13 protein-coding genes are annotated in these 16,324 nt (G+C 64.5%); 9 read left to right on the forward strand and 4 right to left on the reverse strand.

Annotated elements, in window-relative coordinates; translation table 11 throughout:
* Positions 1–93 precede the first annotated feature (93 nt).
* On the forward strand, positions 94–516 hold the full coding sequence (locus AC56LW_RS22730) for a DUF8785 domain-containing protein (RefSeq protein WP_499637915.1): 423 nt from the start codon (positions 94–96) through the stop codon (positions 514–516).
* 27 nt (positions 517–543) lie between these two features.
* Here the strand turns inward: AC56LW_RS22730 and AC56LW_RS22735 are convergent, their stop codons facing one another.
* Positions 544–3,015, reverse strand: coding sequence for a coiled-coil domain-containing protein (locus tag AC56LW_RS22735; protein WP_499637918.1), 2,472 nt, complete (start codon positions 3,013–3,015; stop codon positions 544–546).
* A gap of 109 nt (positions 3,016–3,124) precedes the next feature.
* The gene (locus tag AC56LW_RS22740) at positions 3,125–4,138 is read right to left on the reverse strand and encodes a serine/threonine protein kinase (protein ID WP_332529792.1); all 1,014 of its coding nucleotides are present in this window, start codon (positions 4,136–4,138) and stop codon (positions 3,125–3,127) included.
* Positions 4,139–4,294: 156 nt separating this feature from the next.
* On the opposite strand from AC56LW_RS22740, the gene AC56LW_RS22745 reads away from it, so the two are divergent.
* Together AC56LW_RS22745 and AC56LW_RS22750 are read left to right on the forward strand one after the other, a co-directional pair.
* Positions 4,295–5,335, forward strand: a complete 1,041-nt coding sequence (locus AC56LW_RS22745; RefSeq protein ID WP_499501586.1) for an alpha/beta hydrolase — start codon at positions 4,295–4,297, stop codon at positions 5,333–5,335.
* A gap of 130 nt (positions 5,336–5,465) precedes the next feature.
* Positions 5,466–6,152, forward strand: a complete 687-nt coding sequence (locus AC56LW_RS22750; protein WP_499637921.1) for a UPF0149 family protein — start codon at positions 5,466–5,468, stop codon at positions 6,150–6,152.
* A 27-nt stretch (positions 6,153–6,179) separates the two neighbouring features.
* On the opposite strand, the gene AC56LW_RS22755 is transcribed toward AC56LW_RS22750, so the two are convergent.
* Both AC56LW_RS22755 and orn read right to left on the reverse strand, forming a co-directional pair.
* A complete protein-coding gene (locus AC56LW_RS22755) occupies positions 6,180–8,639 on the reverse strand; it encodes a hybrid sensor histidine kinase/response regulator (protein WP_499637924.1) in 2,460 nt (819 codons plus the stop codon).
* Positions 8,640–8,781: 142 nt separating this feature from the next.
* Positions 8,782–9,366 (reverse strand): oligoribonuclease, encoded by a 585-nt coding sequence (gene orn / locus AC56LW_RS22760; protein ID WP_332529789.1) that lies wholly within the window; start codon positions 9,364–9,366, stop codon positions 8,782–8,784.
* A gap of 47 nt (positions 9,367–9,413) precedes the next feature.
* Here orn and AC56LW_RS22765 point away from each other — a divergent pair, with 47 nt between their 5' ends.
* The 6 genes from AC56LW_RS22765 (at position 9,414) to AC56LW_RS22790 (ending at position 16,131) form a co-directional block, all read left to right on the forward strand.
* Positions 9,414–10,676, forward strand: a complete 1,263-nt coding sequence (locus tag AC56LW_RS22765; protein WP_499637927.1) for a M48 family metallopeptidase — start codon at positions 9,414–9,416, stop codon at positions 10,674–10,676.
* Positions 10,673–11,005 (forward strand): 4a-hydroxytetrahydrobiopterin dehydratase, encoded by a 333-nt coding sequence (locus AC56LW_RS22770; RefSeq protein WP_499637930.1) that lies wholly within the window; start codon positions 10,673–10,675, stop codon positions 11,003–11,005. Before AC56LW_RS22765 ends, AC56LW_RS22770 begins: the two co-directional genes overlap by 4 nt.
* On the forward strand, positions 11,002–11,916 hold the full coding sequence (gene rsgA / locus AC56LW_RS22775) for a ribosome small subunit-dependent GTPase A (protein WP_332529786.1): 915 nt from the start codon (positions 11,002–11,004) through the stop codon (positions 11,914–11,916). The genes AC56LW_RS22770 and rsgA overlap by 4 nt, the downstream gene beginning before the upstream one ends.
* Positions 11,917–12,000: 84 nt before the next feature.
* Positions 12,001–12,924 (forward strand): ornithine carbamoyltransferase, encoded by a 924-nt coding sequence (gene argF / locus AC56LW_RS22780; RefSeq protein WP_499504326.1) that lies wholly within the window; start codon positions 12,001–12,003, stop codon positions 12,922–12,924.
* Between the two features lie 104 nt (positions 12,925–13,028).
* Positions 13,029–14,261: an argininosuccinate synthase gene (locus AC56LW_RS22785; RefSeq protein ID WP_258836058.1), complete on the forward strand. Its 1,233-nt coding sequence runs from the start codon at positions 13,029–13,031 to the stop codon at positions 14,259–14,261.
* 253 nt (positions 14,262–14,514) lie between these two features.
* The gene (locus AC56LW_RS22790; RefSeq protein WP_499637932.1) at positions 14,515–16,131 is read left to right on the forward strand and encodes a DUF4832 domain-containing protein; all 1,617 of its coding nucleotides are present in this window, start codon (positions 14,515–14,517) and stop codon (positions 16,129–16,131) included.
* Positions 16,132–16,324: the final 193 nt, after the last annotated feature.

Raw genomic sequence — 16,324 nt, forward strand, 5'->3', positions numbered from 1 at the left:
GCATGGCAGAATGGGCGCGCACCGCGTTTGCGCTGCCCGTTTGCCAACCCTGCCCACTTTCTTGATCGACCAGCCCCAACCATGCCGACTACCATGCCCAAGCGCACTTCCGCCATCCTGCTCATCCTCATCGCCGTCGTCGCTGTCCTGGCTGCAGGCTATACCTGGTTCACACTGACCTGGTCGTATTCGGAAGGCGAGCGTGCCGGCTACCTGCAGAAATTCTCCAAGCGCGGCTGGCTGTGCAAAACGTGGGAAGGCGAGATTCTGCTGTCGAGCATGCCGGGCGCGATTCCCGAGCGCTTCGTGTTTACGGTGCGCGACGAAACCGTGGTGCCGGCCCTGCTGGCCAGCATGGGCAAGCGCGTACAGCTGACGTATGACCAGCACAAGGGTGTGCCGACCACGTGCTTTGGCGAGACCGAGTATTTCGTGTCGAAAGTGGCCGGCGGCCCGGACAATCCGTTGTCGCCAAGCCAGGCGCCGGGTTTGCCTGAACAGGCGCCGGCGCAGTAAGCACAGGGGGCGGGCCGCCCGCCCCCGTTACGGTTTGCGATCCGGGTCCAGCTCGCGCTGGGTCGCAATCACTTCTGCCAGCCTGGCGGCCGCCTGCGCCGCCGATGTATCGCCGGCGCGCGCCTGCGACTGCTTGAACCGGCCCAGCACCTCGCGCGTCAGGTCGGCCGAGACCGAGCGCTGCCCTGCTTCGACCTTGCGCTCGCCGATGGCGCGCTGCGTCGCTGCCAGCTCGACCGCGTCGTCATCCTGACGCCGGCTTTCCAGATTCACCAGCTGCTTGCGCGCGTCGGCCATCTGCTGCGTCGCGTGCGCCGCCTTGCGCTGCATCTCGGCGTGCTCTTGCGCGTGTTCGAGCAGCGCCCGCTGCGCTTCGCGTTTTTCGAGCGCCGCCTGCACGGCCGCCAGCTCGGCCAGCTCGCGCTGGCGCGCCAGTTCGGCTTGCGCCTGCTCGGCGTCGGCGCGCGATACGGCCGCCTGCGCCGCTGCCTGTTCGGACGCCAGACGCGCCGCCTGCGCTTCGTTGGCGCGGGTGTCGGCGGCGGCTTGCTCGCGCTGCGCGGCCAGCTTGCGCTCGACCAGCACGAGCGCTTCGCGCGCAGCCCGGGTCGCGTCGCGTTCGGCAGCAATGGCCGCTTCGGTCAATGCCACCTGCTGCTGCTCGACCTCGGCCCGTTCGGCCTGGGCCTGGGCCAGCTCGGCGGCGCGGCGCGCGTGGGCCTGCTGGGCGGCGGCTGCCGCCTCGGCCTGGGAGGCTTCTTCGATGGCCGCGTCGGCCTGCGCCTGCTGCGCTTCCCAGGCAGCGCGCTGCGCTTCCTCGATGCGCCGCTCGGCCTCGACCTTTGCCTGCAGGGCTGCGGCAGCCGCTGCTTCGGCCTCGCTGCGCGCCTGCGCCGCCAGCGTCAGCGCGTGCTCGGCTGCGATTTTCTGTTCGAGCGCCGCCAGGGCCTGGGCCTCGGCGGCGGTGCGCTCCTGCTCGGCCTGCACCAGGTGTTCGGCCTGTTCGCGGCGCTGCGCCGCCAGCTGCGCGGCCTCTTGTTGCAACTGCACCTGCGACGCTTCGAGCGCCAGGGCCGACGCGTCGTCGTCGTTCAATGCTGCCTGCGCGTCGGCTGCCGCCTGTGCCAGCGCAGCGCGCTCGTCGGCCAGCGCGCGCTCGCGCCGGTGTTCTTCGGCTTCGCGCTGCGCCGCAGCCGTAGCTGCTTCGTCGGCCGCCATGCGGGCCCGCGCGTCGAGCGCGGCCTGGGCTTCGGCTTCCAGCCGCGCCTGCACCTGCTCGCCCGCTTCTTCTTCGGCGCGGGCGCGGTCTTCGGCCACCAGGCGCAGCTTGCGGTCGGCTTCGATGCGCGCTTCGGTCGCGGCCAGGATGCGCGTTTCGGCATCGCGCCGCGCGGCGGCGCTCGAGGCCGCCATCTGTTCTTGGCGCTCGCGGTGCACGGCGGCGTCGCGGATGTCTTTTTCGGTTTGCAGGCGCATGCGCAGCGACTGGCCGGCCACGCGTTCGGACTCGGCCTGGGCCAGCGCGATCGCCTCGCGTTCCTGCTCGATGTGGGCGTAGGCGCGCGCTTCTTCGAGTGCGCGCGCTTCGGCTGCCGCGCGGGCGAAGGCCGACGTCAGCGCGATCTGGTCGGCGCGCTCGCGCTGCTGGGTCAGTTCAAGGGCTTCGGCTTCGGCATCGGCCAGTTTCTCGGCGGTCTGGCGCGCGGAGCGTTCGGCCCGTTCGCGCTCGCGTGCCAGGATGGCGATACGGGCGTCGGCGCTGGCGTTGTGCTGCACTTCTTCGCGCGCCGCCTCGACAGCGGCCATGCGTTCGACCGCCTGCAGGCGCGCCTGCTCGGTGTGCACGACCAGCTCATCTGCCGCGCGGGCGGCCTTGGCAGCCAGTTCGGCCTCGGCTTCGATCTGGGCTGTCGCGCGGCGGCGCGCTTCTTCTTCGAGGCGGGCACGCGCTTCGGTGGCGACCCGCACTTCGGTATCGCTTTTCACGCGCGCGCGCAGTTCGGCAGTCTCCTGGCGGATCGCCTCCAGACGTTCGCTCGAGGCTTGCGCGGCAGCACGCAGCGAGTCGAGGCGTTCGCGGTTGGCGGCGATGGCGTCTTCGGAGGCCTGGGAATTGGCTTGCGCCGCCGCAGCGGCAGCGGCGTCGATGGACGCGCGCTCATCGGCCAGCGAACGGGCGCGCGCTTCGGCGTGGTGGCGGCTCTCGGCCGCCATATTGGCCTTGGCTTCCGCCTCGACACGCGCGATCGCTTCCTGGATTTCGCGCATTTCGAGTGGTTTGCGACCCGGACCGGCAAATTCGGCAGTTTCCGCCGCAGCGGGCAGCACCGGCGTGACAGCCACGACCGGCTGCGCAAATGCAGCAGCCGCCGGCGTTGGCACTGGTATTGGCACTGGCACTGGCATTGACGCCACATCGGTCGGCGCCAGCGCGCCGGCGGCCGGCGACAGGTCGATCGTGAAGTCGGTGTCGTCTTGTTGGGCTGGGTTCGGTTCCATGCGGAGTCTCTGTGGCGGCAGTCCTGTTGATTATCCGGTAAATCCGGTTCTCGTGCTATGCCGAACTGGGTGGCAATCGTGCGTCAGCTTGGCGCTTTGCCACACCCTTCTACATCTGCCACAGCGGCGGCTCATCCATCAACGCGACCTGCTCGCGCAGTTCAAGGATGCGGTCTTGCCAGTAGCGCTGGGTATTGAACCAGGGGAAAGCGGCCGGGAACGCCGGATCGGTCCAGCGCATTGCCAGCCACGCCGAGTAATGGATCAGGCGCAGTGTGCGCAATGCTTCGACCAGATACAGCTGGCGCGGGTGGAAATCGCAGAAATCCTCGTAGCCGGCCAGCACGTCGGCCATCTGGCCCACCATCTCCTGCCGCTCGCCTGACAGCAGCATCCACAGATCCTGCACTGCCGGGCCCATGCGGCTGTCGTCGAAGTCGACGAAGTGCGGCCCGTCGGGCGTCCACAGCACGTTGCCGCCATGGCAATCACCATGCAGGCGCACGAGCGGCAACTCGCCGGCGCGCTCGTAGCAGCGCGCGACGCCTTCAAGCGCCTGTTCCATCACGCTCGACCAGGCCGGCATCAGTTCGGGTGGCACGAAGTCGTGGCTGCGTAGCCAGTCGAACGGTTCGCGGCCGAACGTGACCGGGTCGAGCGCCGGGCGCAGCAAAAATGGCTTGACGGCGCCCTGCGCATGGATGCGGCCGATGAAGCGGCCAATCCATTCCAGTACGGCAGGGTCACCCAGCTCAGGGGCGCGCCCGCCGCGGCTCTCGAATACCGCAAACCGGAAACCGTCGAACGTGTGCAGCGTGCGCCCGTCAATCTCGATGGCCGGCACGACAGGGACCTCCTGCGCCACCAGCTCGGCAACGAATCCGTGTTCTTCCAGGATGGCCTCGTCGCTCCAGCGTTCAGGCCGGTAAAACTTGACCACCACCGGCTCGCCTTCTTCACGGCCCACACGGTAGACGCGGTTTTCGTAGCTGTTCAGCGCCAGCAGGCGCCCGTCGCCATGCAGGCCGACACTGTCGAGCGCATCGAGCACGGTCGCGGGATCGAGGCGCGCGTACGGGTGATCCGGCGCGGCGTCGGCGGTGGCGGGGTTCAGGTTATCCATGCACCATTGTACGGCGGCGCACGGCCGCGTGGTGATTGCGAACATTTCACTATTGCTGTGTTCGTTCTCGCACAGAGCGTGACAATCTAACAAGGTCTCATGTCATGTATGGATTCGCGCATTGTGCTGCGAACAAATAATCGCATAGGACTGACCATGAAAAAACTGACTTTGACCGTCATCGCTCTCGCCGCTGGCCTGCTGGCCGGCACCGCCATCGCACAAACTGCTGCCCAGCCGCCGAAGGCCGAGCCAAACATGCAAAAAGTGCTGGACGCGATGGCGGCCCTGAAGCCAAAGCCGATCGAAACCCTGAGCCCGGAAGAAGCGCGCAAGCAGCCAACCCCGAGCGACGCTGTCAAGAAAGTACTGACCGACGCCGGCAAGAGCACGGCACCGGAACCAGGCGTCACGATGAAGACGCAATCGATCCAGGGCAAGGACGGCAGCTTCCCGATCCACATCTTCACGCCTGAAGGCGCGGGCCCGTTCCCGGTCGTCGTGTACTTCCACGGTGGCGGTTTCGTGATTGCCGACACCAAGGTGTATGAAGCATCGGTGCGCGGCCTGGCCAAGAAAGCCAAGGCGATCGTGATCTCGGCCGACTATCGCCGTGCACCAGAGCACAAGTTCCCGACCCAGACCGAAGACGCATTCGCGGCCTACCAGTGGGCGCTGGCCAATGCCAAGAGCATCAATGGCGATCCGATGCGTGTCGCAGTGGCGGGCGAGTCGGCCGGCGGCAACCTGGCAACCGTCGTGTCGATGATGGCGATGGAAAAGAAAATCCAGATGCCGGTGCATCAGCTGCTGGTCTATCCGGTCGTGAACGACGACATGAACAACGAGTCGTACAAGAAGAACGCCAACGCCAAGCCGCTGAACAAGGCGATGATGACGTGGTTCTTCAAGCACTACGGCGCCGATCCGAAGAGCCCGCACGCACTGCCGATGAAGGCCGCCTCGCTCAAGGGCCTGCCACCGGCAACCGTGATCACCGCAGAAATCGATCCGCTCATGACCGAGGGTAAGGCGTACGCCGACCGCCTCAAGAAGGAAGGCGTGACCGTCAACTATCGCCACTTCACCGGCGTGACCCACGAGTTCTTCGGCATGGACGCCGTGGTGCCGAAGGCCAAGGAAGCCCAGCAGTTCGCAGCTGACGAGCTGACCAAGGCATTCAACGCCAAGCGTTAATCATTTTTCACTGAAGTAAACGTTGCAAGCAGCGCCTCGCCGGCAGGTTTTTCGTGCCCGGCGACGGCGCAGGCGTTACACTGGCGCCTTTGACGCAACAGGCGCGCCCGCGCCACAGACCACCTACCCCATGCACCTCGAACAGCCCCTCTCCGAAAAAGAATTCGACGAACTCGACCAGTTCCTGCTCTCCGACCGTTGCTCCGACGACGCGATGACGATGGACACCCTGCACGGCTACCTGACCGCCATTGCGATCGGCCCGGAATCGATCATGCCGGCCGAATGGCTGCCGATGGTCTGGGGCGAAGACGAGGCCGCGGTGCCGAAATGGAAGAACAAGCGCGACGAAGAGCGCATCGTCAACCTGATCATGCGCTTCATGAACGAAGTGCTGATCACGTTCGAAGTCGCGCCGAAGGACTTCGAGCCGCTGTTCTGCGAGCACGAGGTCGATGGCAAGGTCCTGATCGATCCGGAAGCCTGGTGCTGGGGCTTCTGGGAAGGCGTCGAACTGCGCGCCGGCTCGTGGGATGCGATCTGGGACAGCGATGTCGCCGAACTGATCCGCCCGATCTACCTGCTGGGCGCGGACGAAATCGAAGAAGCCGAACTGGCCGAGGTCGACGATCCGGTCAAGGTACATGCCCTGGCGCTGCAGATCGAGGCGAACGTGCCGGCGATCTACCGTCACTGGCTGCCACTGCGCAAGCCGGCGGTGGAAACGATCGTGCGCGACGAGCCGAAGGTTGGCCGCAACGACGACTGCACCTGCGGCAGCGGCAAGAAATTCAAGAAGTGCTGCGGCGCTGAATAATAAACTGCAGGATTGACGGCCTGGCCGTCAATCCTGCCCAACCTGTTCTCGGACCCTATTCAAAACCTGCTGCCCGGGCACACTGCCCGGCACGCCAGCCAGCACCTCCAGCAATACCTCCACATCGAGCGGCTTGACCAGGTGGTGCGCAAACCCCGCCGCCAATGCCGCATCGCGGTCCTGCGGCTGCCCGTAGCCCGTCACCGCCACCAGCACCGAATCGGCCATCCCGGGATCCTGCTGCAGGCGCCGCGCCAGTTCATGCCCGTCGATGTCAGGCAGGCCGATATCGAGCAGGCAGACATCGGGCCGCATGCTGCGCGCCCGCGCCAGCGCGCCCAGCGCCCCGTGCTCGATCGCCACGTCATGCCCCTGCGCCGCCAGCAGCAAACCGAGCATTTCGGCCGCATCCGTGTTGTCATCGACCACCAGCACTTTCAGGCGCGCGACGCCGGCCGGCGCCGCGACGACCGGCGCTGGCAGGTCCGGCGCCTCTTCGAGCAGCAGCGGCAGCGTGATGACGAACGTGCTGCCCTTGCCCAGTCCCGGGCTGGAACAACCCACGGTACCCCCGTGCAGCTCGACCAGGTGCTTGACCAGCGCCAGCCCGAGCCCCAGGCCGCCCTGGGCCCGGTCCGATGAGCGCTCGGCCTGCGTAAACAGGTCGAACACGCGCCCGGTCAGTTCGACATCCATGCCGATGCCCTCGTCGCGCACGCTCAGCACCAGGCGCGTGCCGTGCAGGTCGGCGCGCAGGTCGATGCTGCGCCCGGCCGGCGTGTACTTGGCCGCATTGGCCAGCACATTGGCCACCACCTGCACCAGGCGCGCCTTGTCGCCGAGCACCGCGACGCCGGCCGACGGCAGGCGCACGGTGAGCGTCTGCGCGCGCGTGTCGATGGTCGGGCGCACCTGTTCGATGGCTTCTTCGATGACGGTGCGCGCCGCCACGCGCGCCTGGCCCAGCGTGATCAGGCCGCGCGTCACGCGCGAGACGTCGAGCAGATCGTCCACCAGCCGCGTCATGTGGCGCACCTGGCGGCTGATGATGGTGCTGCTCTGGTGCACCCGGCGCGCATCGACGTTGCCGAGCCGGAGCAGCTCGGCCGCGGCGCTGATCGGCGCGAGCGGATTGCGCAGTTCGTGCGCGAGCATCGCCAGGAATTCATCCTTGCGGCGGTCGGCCTCTACCAGTTTTTCTTCGGCCAGCTTGCGGTCGGTGATGTCGCGGAAGAACGTGGCAATGCCCCCGTCCTGGGTCGGATAGGCGCGCAGATCGATCCAGACGCGGCGGCCATCGGGAAACACGCGGCACTGTTCGGCGCTGCCCGCCTTGCGGCTGGCCATCACGCTCTGGTACATGCGCCCGGCTTCGCACTCGAGCATGGCCGGGAACACATCCCAGTGATTGCGCCCAATGACCTCGTCGCTCGTGACGGCGCAGATGCGCAAGCCTTCGGTGTTCATGTGCTGCATCACCCAGTTGCGGTCGAACAGCGCGAAACCTTCGGAAATGTTGGCGAAAATCTCGCGGCCCCGGTCACGCTCCTCGCGCAGCATCGCATGCGCACGCGCCGTGCCGGCCGCGGCCCAGGTGCGCTCGGCCACGTCGCGCGCCAGCCGGATATCGTGTTCGGTCCACGCGCGCGGTGCTGGCGCATCGACACACAGGCACGCGGCCAGGCGGCCCGCCGCCATCAACGGCACCACCAGCATGGCGCCCACGCGCTCGCCAAACGGCGACTGCAGCGCGCGCGGATCGCTGGCGGTGTCGTGGATGCTCACCACGGCGCCCTGCTGCAGCGCGGCCATCATTGCGGGACCGAAGCGGTCCGGCTGCGCCCGCGGCGCGCTGTCCGCCAGCGCCGACAGGGAGGGTGCGGCCAGCGTTCCGCTGAGCGGATCGATCTCGGCATACAGCACGCGTGTCGTGGCCGATTCTGCGCTTAATTCTGCGCCCAGCAGCGTGCTGGCAGTGGCAATCACCTCCCCCGGATCGGCCAGCGCTGCCAGCGCGTCGGACAGCATGAGCCGGAACGCCGCGCGGCGCTCGCCCAGCATGCGGGCCGTGGTTTCCATCGCGGTACAAAACAGGCCGCCGACACTGCCGCCGTCGGCATGCAGCGGGGCGTACGAAAAGGTGAACCAGGTGCGCTCGGGGTAGCCGTTCCGCAGCAGGCACAGCGCGTAATCTTCGAAAAAGACCGGCTTGCCCGCCATGGTGCGTTCGATCTGCGGCTGCAGCTCGGGCCAGACCTCGGGCCACACGGCCGCGAACGGCTGGCCGAGCGCGCCCGGATGGCGCTCGCCGAGGATCGGGATGTAGGCATCGTTGTACAGGACGATGTGCTGTGGCCCCCACGCAACGAACATCGGAAACGCGGAATGCAGCATCATGTCGACGGCCGTCCGGAGGGACGGCGGCCAGGTGTCGGGTGCGCCGGGCGGGCACTGGCGCCAGTCGTGGCTGCGCATCTGCGCAGCCATTACACTGTCACCCGAAAAAGCGGTAGCGGAGAGCGAGGCCATGCCAAGGATTGTCGCATAACTTGCTTGCCGGATTGCAGCTTTTTCCGGTTTGACAGTGGCCCTTGCGCAACTTTACAACTCTCGCATTACCGTTAAAGCATCACAGTTTGATGAAGTGCTCACGGTAGTAGCGCAGCTCTTCGATCGACTCGACGATGTCGGCCAGCGCCGTGTGCTTCTGGTGCTTCTTGAAGCCGGATGCCAGCTCGGGCTTCCAGCGGCGGCACAGTTCCTTCAGCGTCGACACGTCGAGATTACGGTAATGGAAGAACGCTTCGAGCTTCGGCATGCCACGGGCCATGAAACGGCGGTCCTGGCAGATCGAATTGCCGCACATCGGCGACTTGTTCTTGGGGACGTACTGCTTGAGAAATTCGATCAGTTCGAGTTCGGCCTGGGCTTCCGTCACGGTTGACGCCTTGACCCGGTCAATCAGGCCCGACTTGCCATGGGTGCCCTTGTTCCAATTGTCCATCTTGTCGAGTGTTTCATCCGACTGGTGGATCGCGAACACCGGGCCTTCGGCGATGATGTTCAGGTCCGGATCGGTGACGACGACGGCGACCTCGATGATGCGGTCGTTGTCCGGGTCGAGGCCCGTCATTTCCATGTCGAGCCAGACGAGGTTGAATTCATTGGGCCGCTGGGGCGTGCCCGGCACTGCGGAAGGTGTCGCTTGTGACATAATTCTCTCTTTGCCTAATCAATCCTGCATTTTCTCACAGGCACAGAATGTCTTCATTCGCGTTTTCGGTTTTGTTCGTCGTTTTCCTGCTGCTCACCTTGTCGCTGCGCACCTGGCTGGCCGCGCGCCATATCCGGCATATCGCGCGCCACCGCGCCAGCGTGCCGGCCGAGTTTGCGCTGAAAGTGCCAATCGCGGCGCACCAGAAAGCGGCCGACTACACCGTCGCCAAGACCCGGCTCGGTCTGATCGGCACGCTGTGGGGCGCCATCGTCCTGATCGGCTTCACGCTGATGGGCGGTCTGCAATTGCTGTCGCTGGCGATCCTGCCATTTACCGGCCCCGGCCTGATGCACCAGCTGGTGCTGGTCGTTGCGTTTGCCGTGATCGCCAGTGTGCTCGATCTGCCGCTCGACTGGTACCGCCAGTTTGTCCTCGAGCAGCGCTTCGGCTTCAACAAGATGACGCCCGGCCTGTGGTGGGGCGACCTGATCAAGAGCACGTTCGTGGGCGCGCTGATCGGCCTGCCGCTGCTGTGGGTCGTGCTCAAGCTGATGGAAGCAAGCGGCTCGCTGTGGTGGCTGTACACGTGGTTCGTCTGGAGCGGGTTCCAGCTCCTGATGATTGCGTTCTACCCAACCGTGATCGCGCCGCTGTTCAACAAATTCACGCCACTGGCCGACGTCAGCCTCAAACAGCGCATCGATGGCTTGATGACGCGCGTGGGCTTTGCGTCGCGCGGCCTGTTCGTCATGGACGGCAGCAAGCGCAGCGCGCACGGTAATGCGTATTTCTCGGGCTTTGGGCGTGCCAAGCGCATCGTGTTTTTCGACACGCTGCTGTCGCGCCTGGAGCCGCAGGAAATCGAAGCGGTGCTGGCGCACGAACTGGGCCACTTCAAGCTGCGCCACATCGTCAAGCGCGTGGCCACGATGTTCGCGATCTCGCTGGCCTTCCTTGCCCTGCTCGGCTACCTGAAAGGCCAGGCCTGGTTCTACACGGGCCTGGGCGTGCTGCCGTTCATGAATGCGTCGAACGACGGCATGGCGCTGATCCTGTTCATCCTCGTGCTGCCGGTGTTCACCTTCGTGCTCGCGCCGCTGAGCTCGATCACGTCGCGCAAGCATGAATTCGAGGCTGACGCTTTTGCTGCGCAGCACACCGACCACCGCGACCTGGTATCGGCGCTGGTGAAGATGTACGAAGACAATGCGTCGACGCTGACGCCCGATCCGCTGCACTCGGCGTTCTACGATTCGCACCCGCCGGCGTCGGTCCGGGTCAAGCGCCTGACGATGGCGGCCGCATGAAACTGGAACAGCGCCACTGTACCCGGCAAGGGGTTGCACTCGACGGGGCGGCCATCGCCACGCTGCTGCACGAAGTGCCTGGCTGGACCGTGGCCGACAACGTCCTGGCGCGCACCTTCACGCTGCCCGACTACCGCGCCACGATTGCATTCGTCAACGCGGTGGCAACGCTGGCCGAGCACGAAGACCATCACCCTGAGATGACGGTGGGCTACACCACCTGCCGCGTCAACTGGACCACCCATTCCGCGGGCAGCACGCTGTCCGACAACGACTTTATCTGCGCCGCGAAAGCCAATGCGCTGTACCTCAACCAGGAAACCGCATGAGCGCATCCCCCACTGAACTGACCGGCACCATCATCGCGGCCCACGGCCGCCACTACCTGGCCGACATCGACGGCGAAAAACTGCAGTGCGTCACGCGCGGCAAGAAGACCAACGTGGCCGTGGGCGACGTCGTGCACGTGGTCAGGACGTCCGAGAACCAGGCCGTGATCGAGCGCATCGCCGAGCGCACCACGCTGCTGTACCGCTCCGACCAGTACAAATCCAAGCTGCTGGCAGCGAACATCTCGCGCCTGTTCGTCGTGATCGCCACCGAGCCCGGCTTTGCCGACGACCTGGTGTCACGCTCGCTGGTGGCATGCGAAGCGGCCGGCATCGAAGCGCACCTGATCCTCAACAAGACCGACGTGACCGACCTGCTGCCCCGCGCACGGGAGCGCGCTGCGCAGTACGCCCGGCTCGGCTACCCGGTGCACGAGGTCTCGGCCCAGGCGCATCCTGAAGAAACGGTGGAAATCCTCAAGCCGCTGCTGGCCGGCCAGTCGTCGATCTTCATCGGCCAGTCGGGCATGGGCAAATCGTCGCTGATCAACCTGTTGATCCCGGACGCCGATATCGCCGTGCGCGAAATCTCGGCCGCGCTGGATACCGGCAAGCACACGACCACCTTCACGCGCCTGTACTGGCTGCCCGAAGTCGATGGCAAGGCCGGGGCGATCATCGATTCGCCGGGCTTCCAGGAATTTGGCCTGTACCACCTGAGCGAAGGCATGCTCGAGCGCGCCTTCGTCGAGTTCAAGCCCTACCTGGGCGGCTGCAAGTACTACAACTGCCGCCACCTGGCCGAGCCGTTCTGCGCCATTCTCGACGCCGTGGCAGCGGGCAAAATCTGGAAGCACCGCCATGAACTGTACGGGCAATTGCTGCACGAATCGGCGCAGACCCTGTACTAAGGCCCTGACTACTTTCCCTAACGGAAAGAAATTCCCCTTATAATTCAAGGGACAAACATCGCAGCAGACACGAGCAGACTTATGATGACGAGCACCCCACCGATCAAGCACTTCCTGCAGTTTTCCGACTTCACGCGCGACGAGTTCGAATACGTCATCAAGCGCGCGGCGATCATCAAGCGCAAGTTCAAGGCCTACGAGGTGTATCACCCGCTGGTCGACCGTACGCTGGTGATGGTGTTCGAGAAAAGCTCGACGCGCACGCGCCTCTCATTCGAAGCCGGCATGCACCAGCTGGGCGGCGCCGCCATCTACCTGAACACCCGCGACAGCCAGCTCGGCCGTGGCGAACCGGTGGAAGACGCCGGCCAGGTGATCAGCCGCATGTGCGACATCATCATGATCCGCACCTTTGGCCAGGACATCATCGACCGCTTCGCCGCCAATTCGCGCGTGCCGGTCATCAATGGCCTGACCAATGAACACCACCCGTGCCAGGTGCTGGCGGATGTGTTCACGTTCCACGAACACCGCGGCTCCATCGCCGGCAAGACGGTCGCATGGATCGGCGACGCCAACAATATGCTGTACTCGTGGCTGCAGGCGGCCGAAGTGTTCGGCTTCCACCTGAACGTCGCCACGCCGAAAGGCTACGAGATGGACCCGAGCCTGGTCTCGACCACGCGCTACACCCTGTTCGACAATCCGTCAGACGCCTGCGAAGGTGCGCACCTGGTCAATACCGACGTCTGGACCAGCATGGGCTACGAGAAAGAAAACGCCGAGCGCATGAAGGCGTTTGACGGCTTCATCGTCGACGAGGCCAAGATGGCCCGCGCCGCGAGCGACGCACTGTTCATGCACTGCCTGCCGGCGCACCGCGGCGAAGAAGTGGCCGCCGAGGTCATCGACGGCCCGCAATCGGTGGTCTGGGACGAAGCCGAAAACCGCCTGCACGTGCAAAAAGCCCTGATCGAGTACCTGCTGCTCGGCCGTATCGAAGATTGATTTTTACCCCTGAAGCTTGATCGTTGGCCGTCCATCCCGGCGCTTGCCGGGCTGGATTTGCGAGCCAGCTGACCATTACCCTCCCTCCATCACTGGAACATCCCATGAGCGACATCAAGAAAGTAGTACTGGCCTATTCTGGCGGCCTCGACACCTCCGTCATCCTGAAATGGCTGCAAGACAATTACGGCTGCGAAATCGTCACCTTCACCGCCGACCTCGGCCAGGGTGAAGAACTGGAACCGGCACGCGCCAAGGCCATCAAGTTCGGCATCAAGCCAGAGAACATCTACATCGACGACGTGCGTGAAGAATTCGTGCGCGACTTCGTGTATCCGATGTTCCGCGCGAACACCGTGTACGAAGGCGAATACCTGCTGGGCACGTCGATCGCACGGCCGCTGATCGCCAAGCGCCTGATCGAAATCGCCAACGAAACCGGCGCCGATGCCGTCTCGCACGGCGCGACCGGCAAGGGCAACGACCAGGTGCGTTTCGAGCTGGGTGCGTACGCACTGAAGCCGGACGTCAAGATCATCGCGCCATGGCGTGAATGGGACTTGCTGTCGCGCGAAAAACTGCTGAAGTACGCGGAAGACGCGGGCATCGCGGTGGACATGAAGCACAAGAACGGCGGCGCGCCGTACTCGATGGACGCCAACCTGCTGCACATCAGCTTTGAAGGCCGTCACCTGGAAAACCCGAGCGCCGAAGCCGAGGAATCGATGTGGCGCTGGACCGTCTCGCCAGAAGCGGCGCCGGACGAAGCGGAATACCTGGACGTCGAATTCGAGCGCGGCGACATCGTCGGCCTGAACGGCAAGCGCCTGTCGCCAGCCGCCGTGCTGACCGAGCTGAACCGCCTGGGCGGCAAGCACGGCATCGGCCGCCTGGACCTGGTGGAAAACCGCTACGTCGGCATGAAGTCGCGCGGCTGCTACGAAACTCCGGGCGGCACGATCATGCTGCGCGCGCACCGCGCCATCGAATCGATCACGCTCGACCGCGAAGTGGCGCACCTGAAGGACGACCTGATGCCACGCTACGCGTCGCTGATCTATAACGGCTACTGGTGGGCGCCGGAACGCGTCGCACTGCAGACGCTGATCGACCACACGCAAGCCACCGTCAACGGCTGGGTGCGCATCAAGCTGTACAAGGGCAATGTGATCGTCGTGTCGCGCGATTCGAAGACCGATTCGCTGTTCGACATGAACATCGCAACGTTCGATGAAGATGGCGGCGCGTACAACCAGGCCGACGCGGGCGGCTTCATCAAGCTCAACGCGCTGCGCATGCGCATTGCGGCGAAGGCACGCGCCAAGCGCGGGCAGTAAGCTGGTTCGTGAATGAGAAAGCCGCCTGAGGGCGGCTTTTTTGTTGGGGTATCGGGAATGGCATCTGGATTCGACCATTGCCTCGTTCTGCCCGAACCACCCTGCGTGTCATTCTTGATTAAATTATTGGTTACGTGCATAGTACCGACGCTCTGTATTATTGCCCATAGGAAATCAAATCGATCCTGTACGCTGACGCCTTCCCTTCATCGGTGCATGTCCACTCACCACTGTTCTACAGAAAAATTCATATGTGGCATTGAGCAACCTGTCATTCCCGAACCTCACGGTGTCGATTGCGTTCTGCGCCAGCACTGTGCTTCTGAGCGGCTGCGGCGGTGGCACTGAGGAAAGCAAGCAATCTGGCGAGAGCGCCAGCAGCCCTGTTTCTTCTCCGGCGCCCATCGTGATTCCGGCACCAGATCCGACACCTGATCCAGCGCCGGTTTCGACACCGATCCCGGCACCGGTGCCGACGCCGACGTCGGTCGCAGCACCCGCCCCAACGCCGACCCCGGCGCCGGCGCCACCGTCCGTCTCCGCACCACTCGTCTTCACACAATTTGGTGGCACCGATGCCGAGATCGCCAACCCCGAGCGGGGCTTCTATCGCTGGGCATGGACTGATCTGGATCAGTTCAGCAAGAGCGACGGCGCTGATGCGTACAAGAATGGAATCCGGATTGTCTATGCCATGGTCCGACTCGACGGTTACAAGAGCAGCGCGCTGCCAGCCAGTCTGTTGTCCAGGCTGCGCACGGCGTTTTCAAACGCGCGGCAATCGGGCGTGAAGGTCATTCCGCGATTCGTCTACAACTATCCGGCCAGCGAAACCGAGTACCGGGATGTCACCGATGCATCGCTGAGCCGAGTGCTGGCGCATATCGCCCAGCTCAAGCCGGTTTTGCAGGAAAACAGCGACGTCATTGCCTACCTGCAGGCCGGCTTCATCGGGGCCTGGGGCGAGTGGCATACATCGTCCAATGGTCTGGCCAGCAGTACCAACCGCACGGCCATCCGGGACGCCCTCCTCGATGCCATGCCAAAGGACCAGTTCGTCCAGTTCCGCTATCCGCCCCATTTGATGGCATGGTTTGCCAGTGCGCCCGGTGAATCGAGTGCATTGAACGGCTCTGCGGCATCGCGCTCCGGCGTGCACAACGACTGCTTCCTGGCCAGTGCGACCGACGTCGGCACCTATAGCGACAACGCCAGCACGAGGACCGAGCAGCGCAACTACACGATGGCCTTGTCCAAGGTAAGCCCGTTCGGTGGCGAAACCTGCGATCCGGCAGATGAGGATGGCGCACAGCCCCGCACGAGCTGCGCGGCGATCCTGGGCGAAGGTAAACAGTTTTCGCTGACGTACTTGAACAGTGAGTACCATACCGAGGCGTTCCACAGCCGCTGGAAGAAGGACGGTTGCTATGCCGAAGTGCAGCGCTCGATGGGCTACCGGCTGGAGTTCCTCTCCACCGAGCATGGCGCTACCGCAGCGGCTGGCGCAGCGTGGCCGATTCGCATCACCGTGCGCAACGTCGGCTGGGCGCGGCCGTACAAACCTCGACAGCTCAGTGTCTTCCTGAAGCATCGCGTCAGCGGCAATGTCCTCAAGCTCGTGACCTCAGTGGATCCAAGAACTTGGACTGCCGGCAATACGTTCGCGCACGATATCTCAATCGTCATCCCCTCGACAGCCCAGTCCGGTGAATACGATACCTACCTTGCCCTTCCGGATGGCGCAGCGCAGATCAACGGCGATCCACGATTCGCAGTACGACCGGCCAACGCAGACAATGCCGGCAACCGGCAGGCATGGAATACTGCGCTCGGTGCGTTCAGCACTGGCACGATCGTCACGCTGAAATAGGCATCACAACCCACAGCTGGGGTCAGGTCTGACATTCGGACACGACCTCAGCCTTAGCAGCTGGGGTCAGCCTTAGCAGCTGGGGTCAGATACCGTCTTGAATTACAAGCCGATTCGATAAGAAATTTGCGTCGAATGGCTTGCCTGTTCGGATAACGCCGTAAATCAGATGCGCTAGTTTGTGCGTAACGGC

This window comes from Telluria sp. LT2P80, from assembly GCF_059685955.1.

Bases quoted from the DNA above. Each gene is read 5' to 3' on its own strand.
- AC56LW_RS22770 (WP_499637930.1), top strand. From the start codon at position 10,673: ATGAAACTGGAACAGCGCCACTGTACCCGGCAAGGGGTTGCACTCGAC.
- orn (WP_332529789.1), bottom strand. From the start codon at position 9,366: ATGTCACAAGCGACACCTTCCGCAGTGCCGGGCACGCCCCAGCGGCCC.
- rsgA (WP_332529786.1), top strand. From the start codon at position 11,002: ATGAGCGCATCCCCCACTGAACTGACCGGCACCATCATCGCGGCCCAC.
- AC56LW_RS22785 (WP_258836058.1), top strand. From the start codon at position 13,029: ATGAGCGACATCAAGAAAGTAGTACTGGCCTATTCTGGCGGCCTCGAC.
- argF (WP_499504326.1), top strand. From the start codon at position 12,001: ATGACGAGCACCCCACCGATCAAGCACTTCCTGCAGTTTTCCGACTTC.
- AC56LW_RS22740 (WP_332529792.1), bottom strand. From the start codon at position 4,138: ATGGATAACCTGAACCCCGCCACCGCCGACGCCGCGCCGGATCACCCG.
- AC56LW_RS22750 (WP_499637921.1), top strand. From the start codon at position 5,466: ATGCACCTCGAACAGCCCCTCTCCGAAAAAGAATTCGACGAACTCGAC.
- AC56LW_RS22765 (WP_499637927.1), top strand. From the start codon at position 9,414: ATGTCTTCATTCGCGTTTTCGGTTTTGTTCGTCGTTTTCCTGCTGCTC.
- AC56LW_RS22735 (WP_499637918.1), bottom strand. From the start codon at position 3,015: ATGGAACCGAACCCAGCCCAACAAGACGACACCGACTTCACGATCGAC.
- AC56LW_RS22755 (WP_499637924.1), bottom strand. From the start codon at position 8,639: ATGGCTGCGCAGATGCGCAGCCACGACTGGCGCCAGTGCCCGCCCGGC.
- AC56LW_RS22745 (WP_499501586.1), top strand. From the start codon at position 4,295: ATGAAAAAACTGACTTTGACCGTCATCGCTCTCGCCGCTGGCCTGCTG.
- AC56LW_RS22730 (WP_499637915.1), top strand. From the start codon at position 94: ATGCCCAAGCGCACTTCCGCCATCCTGCTCATCCTCATCGCCGTCGTC.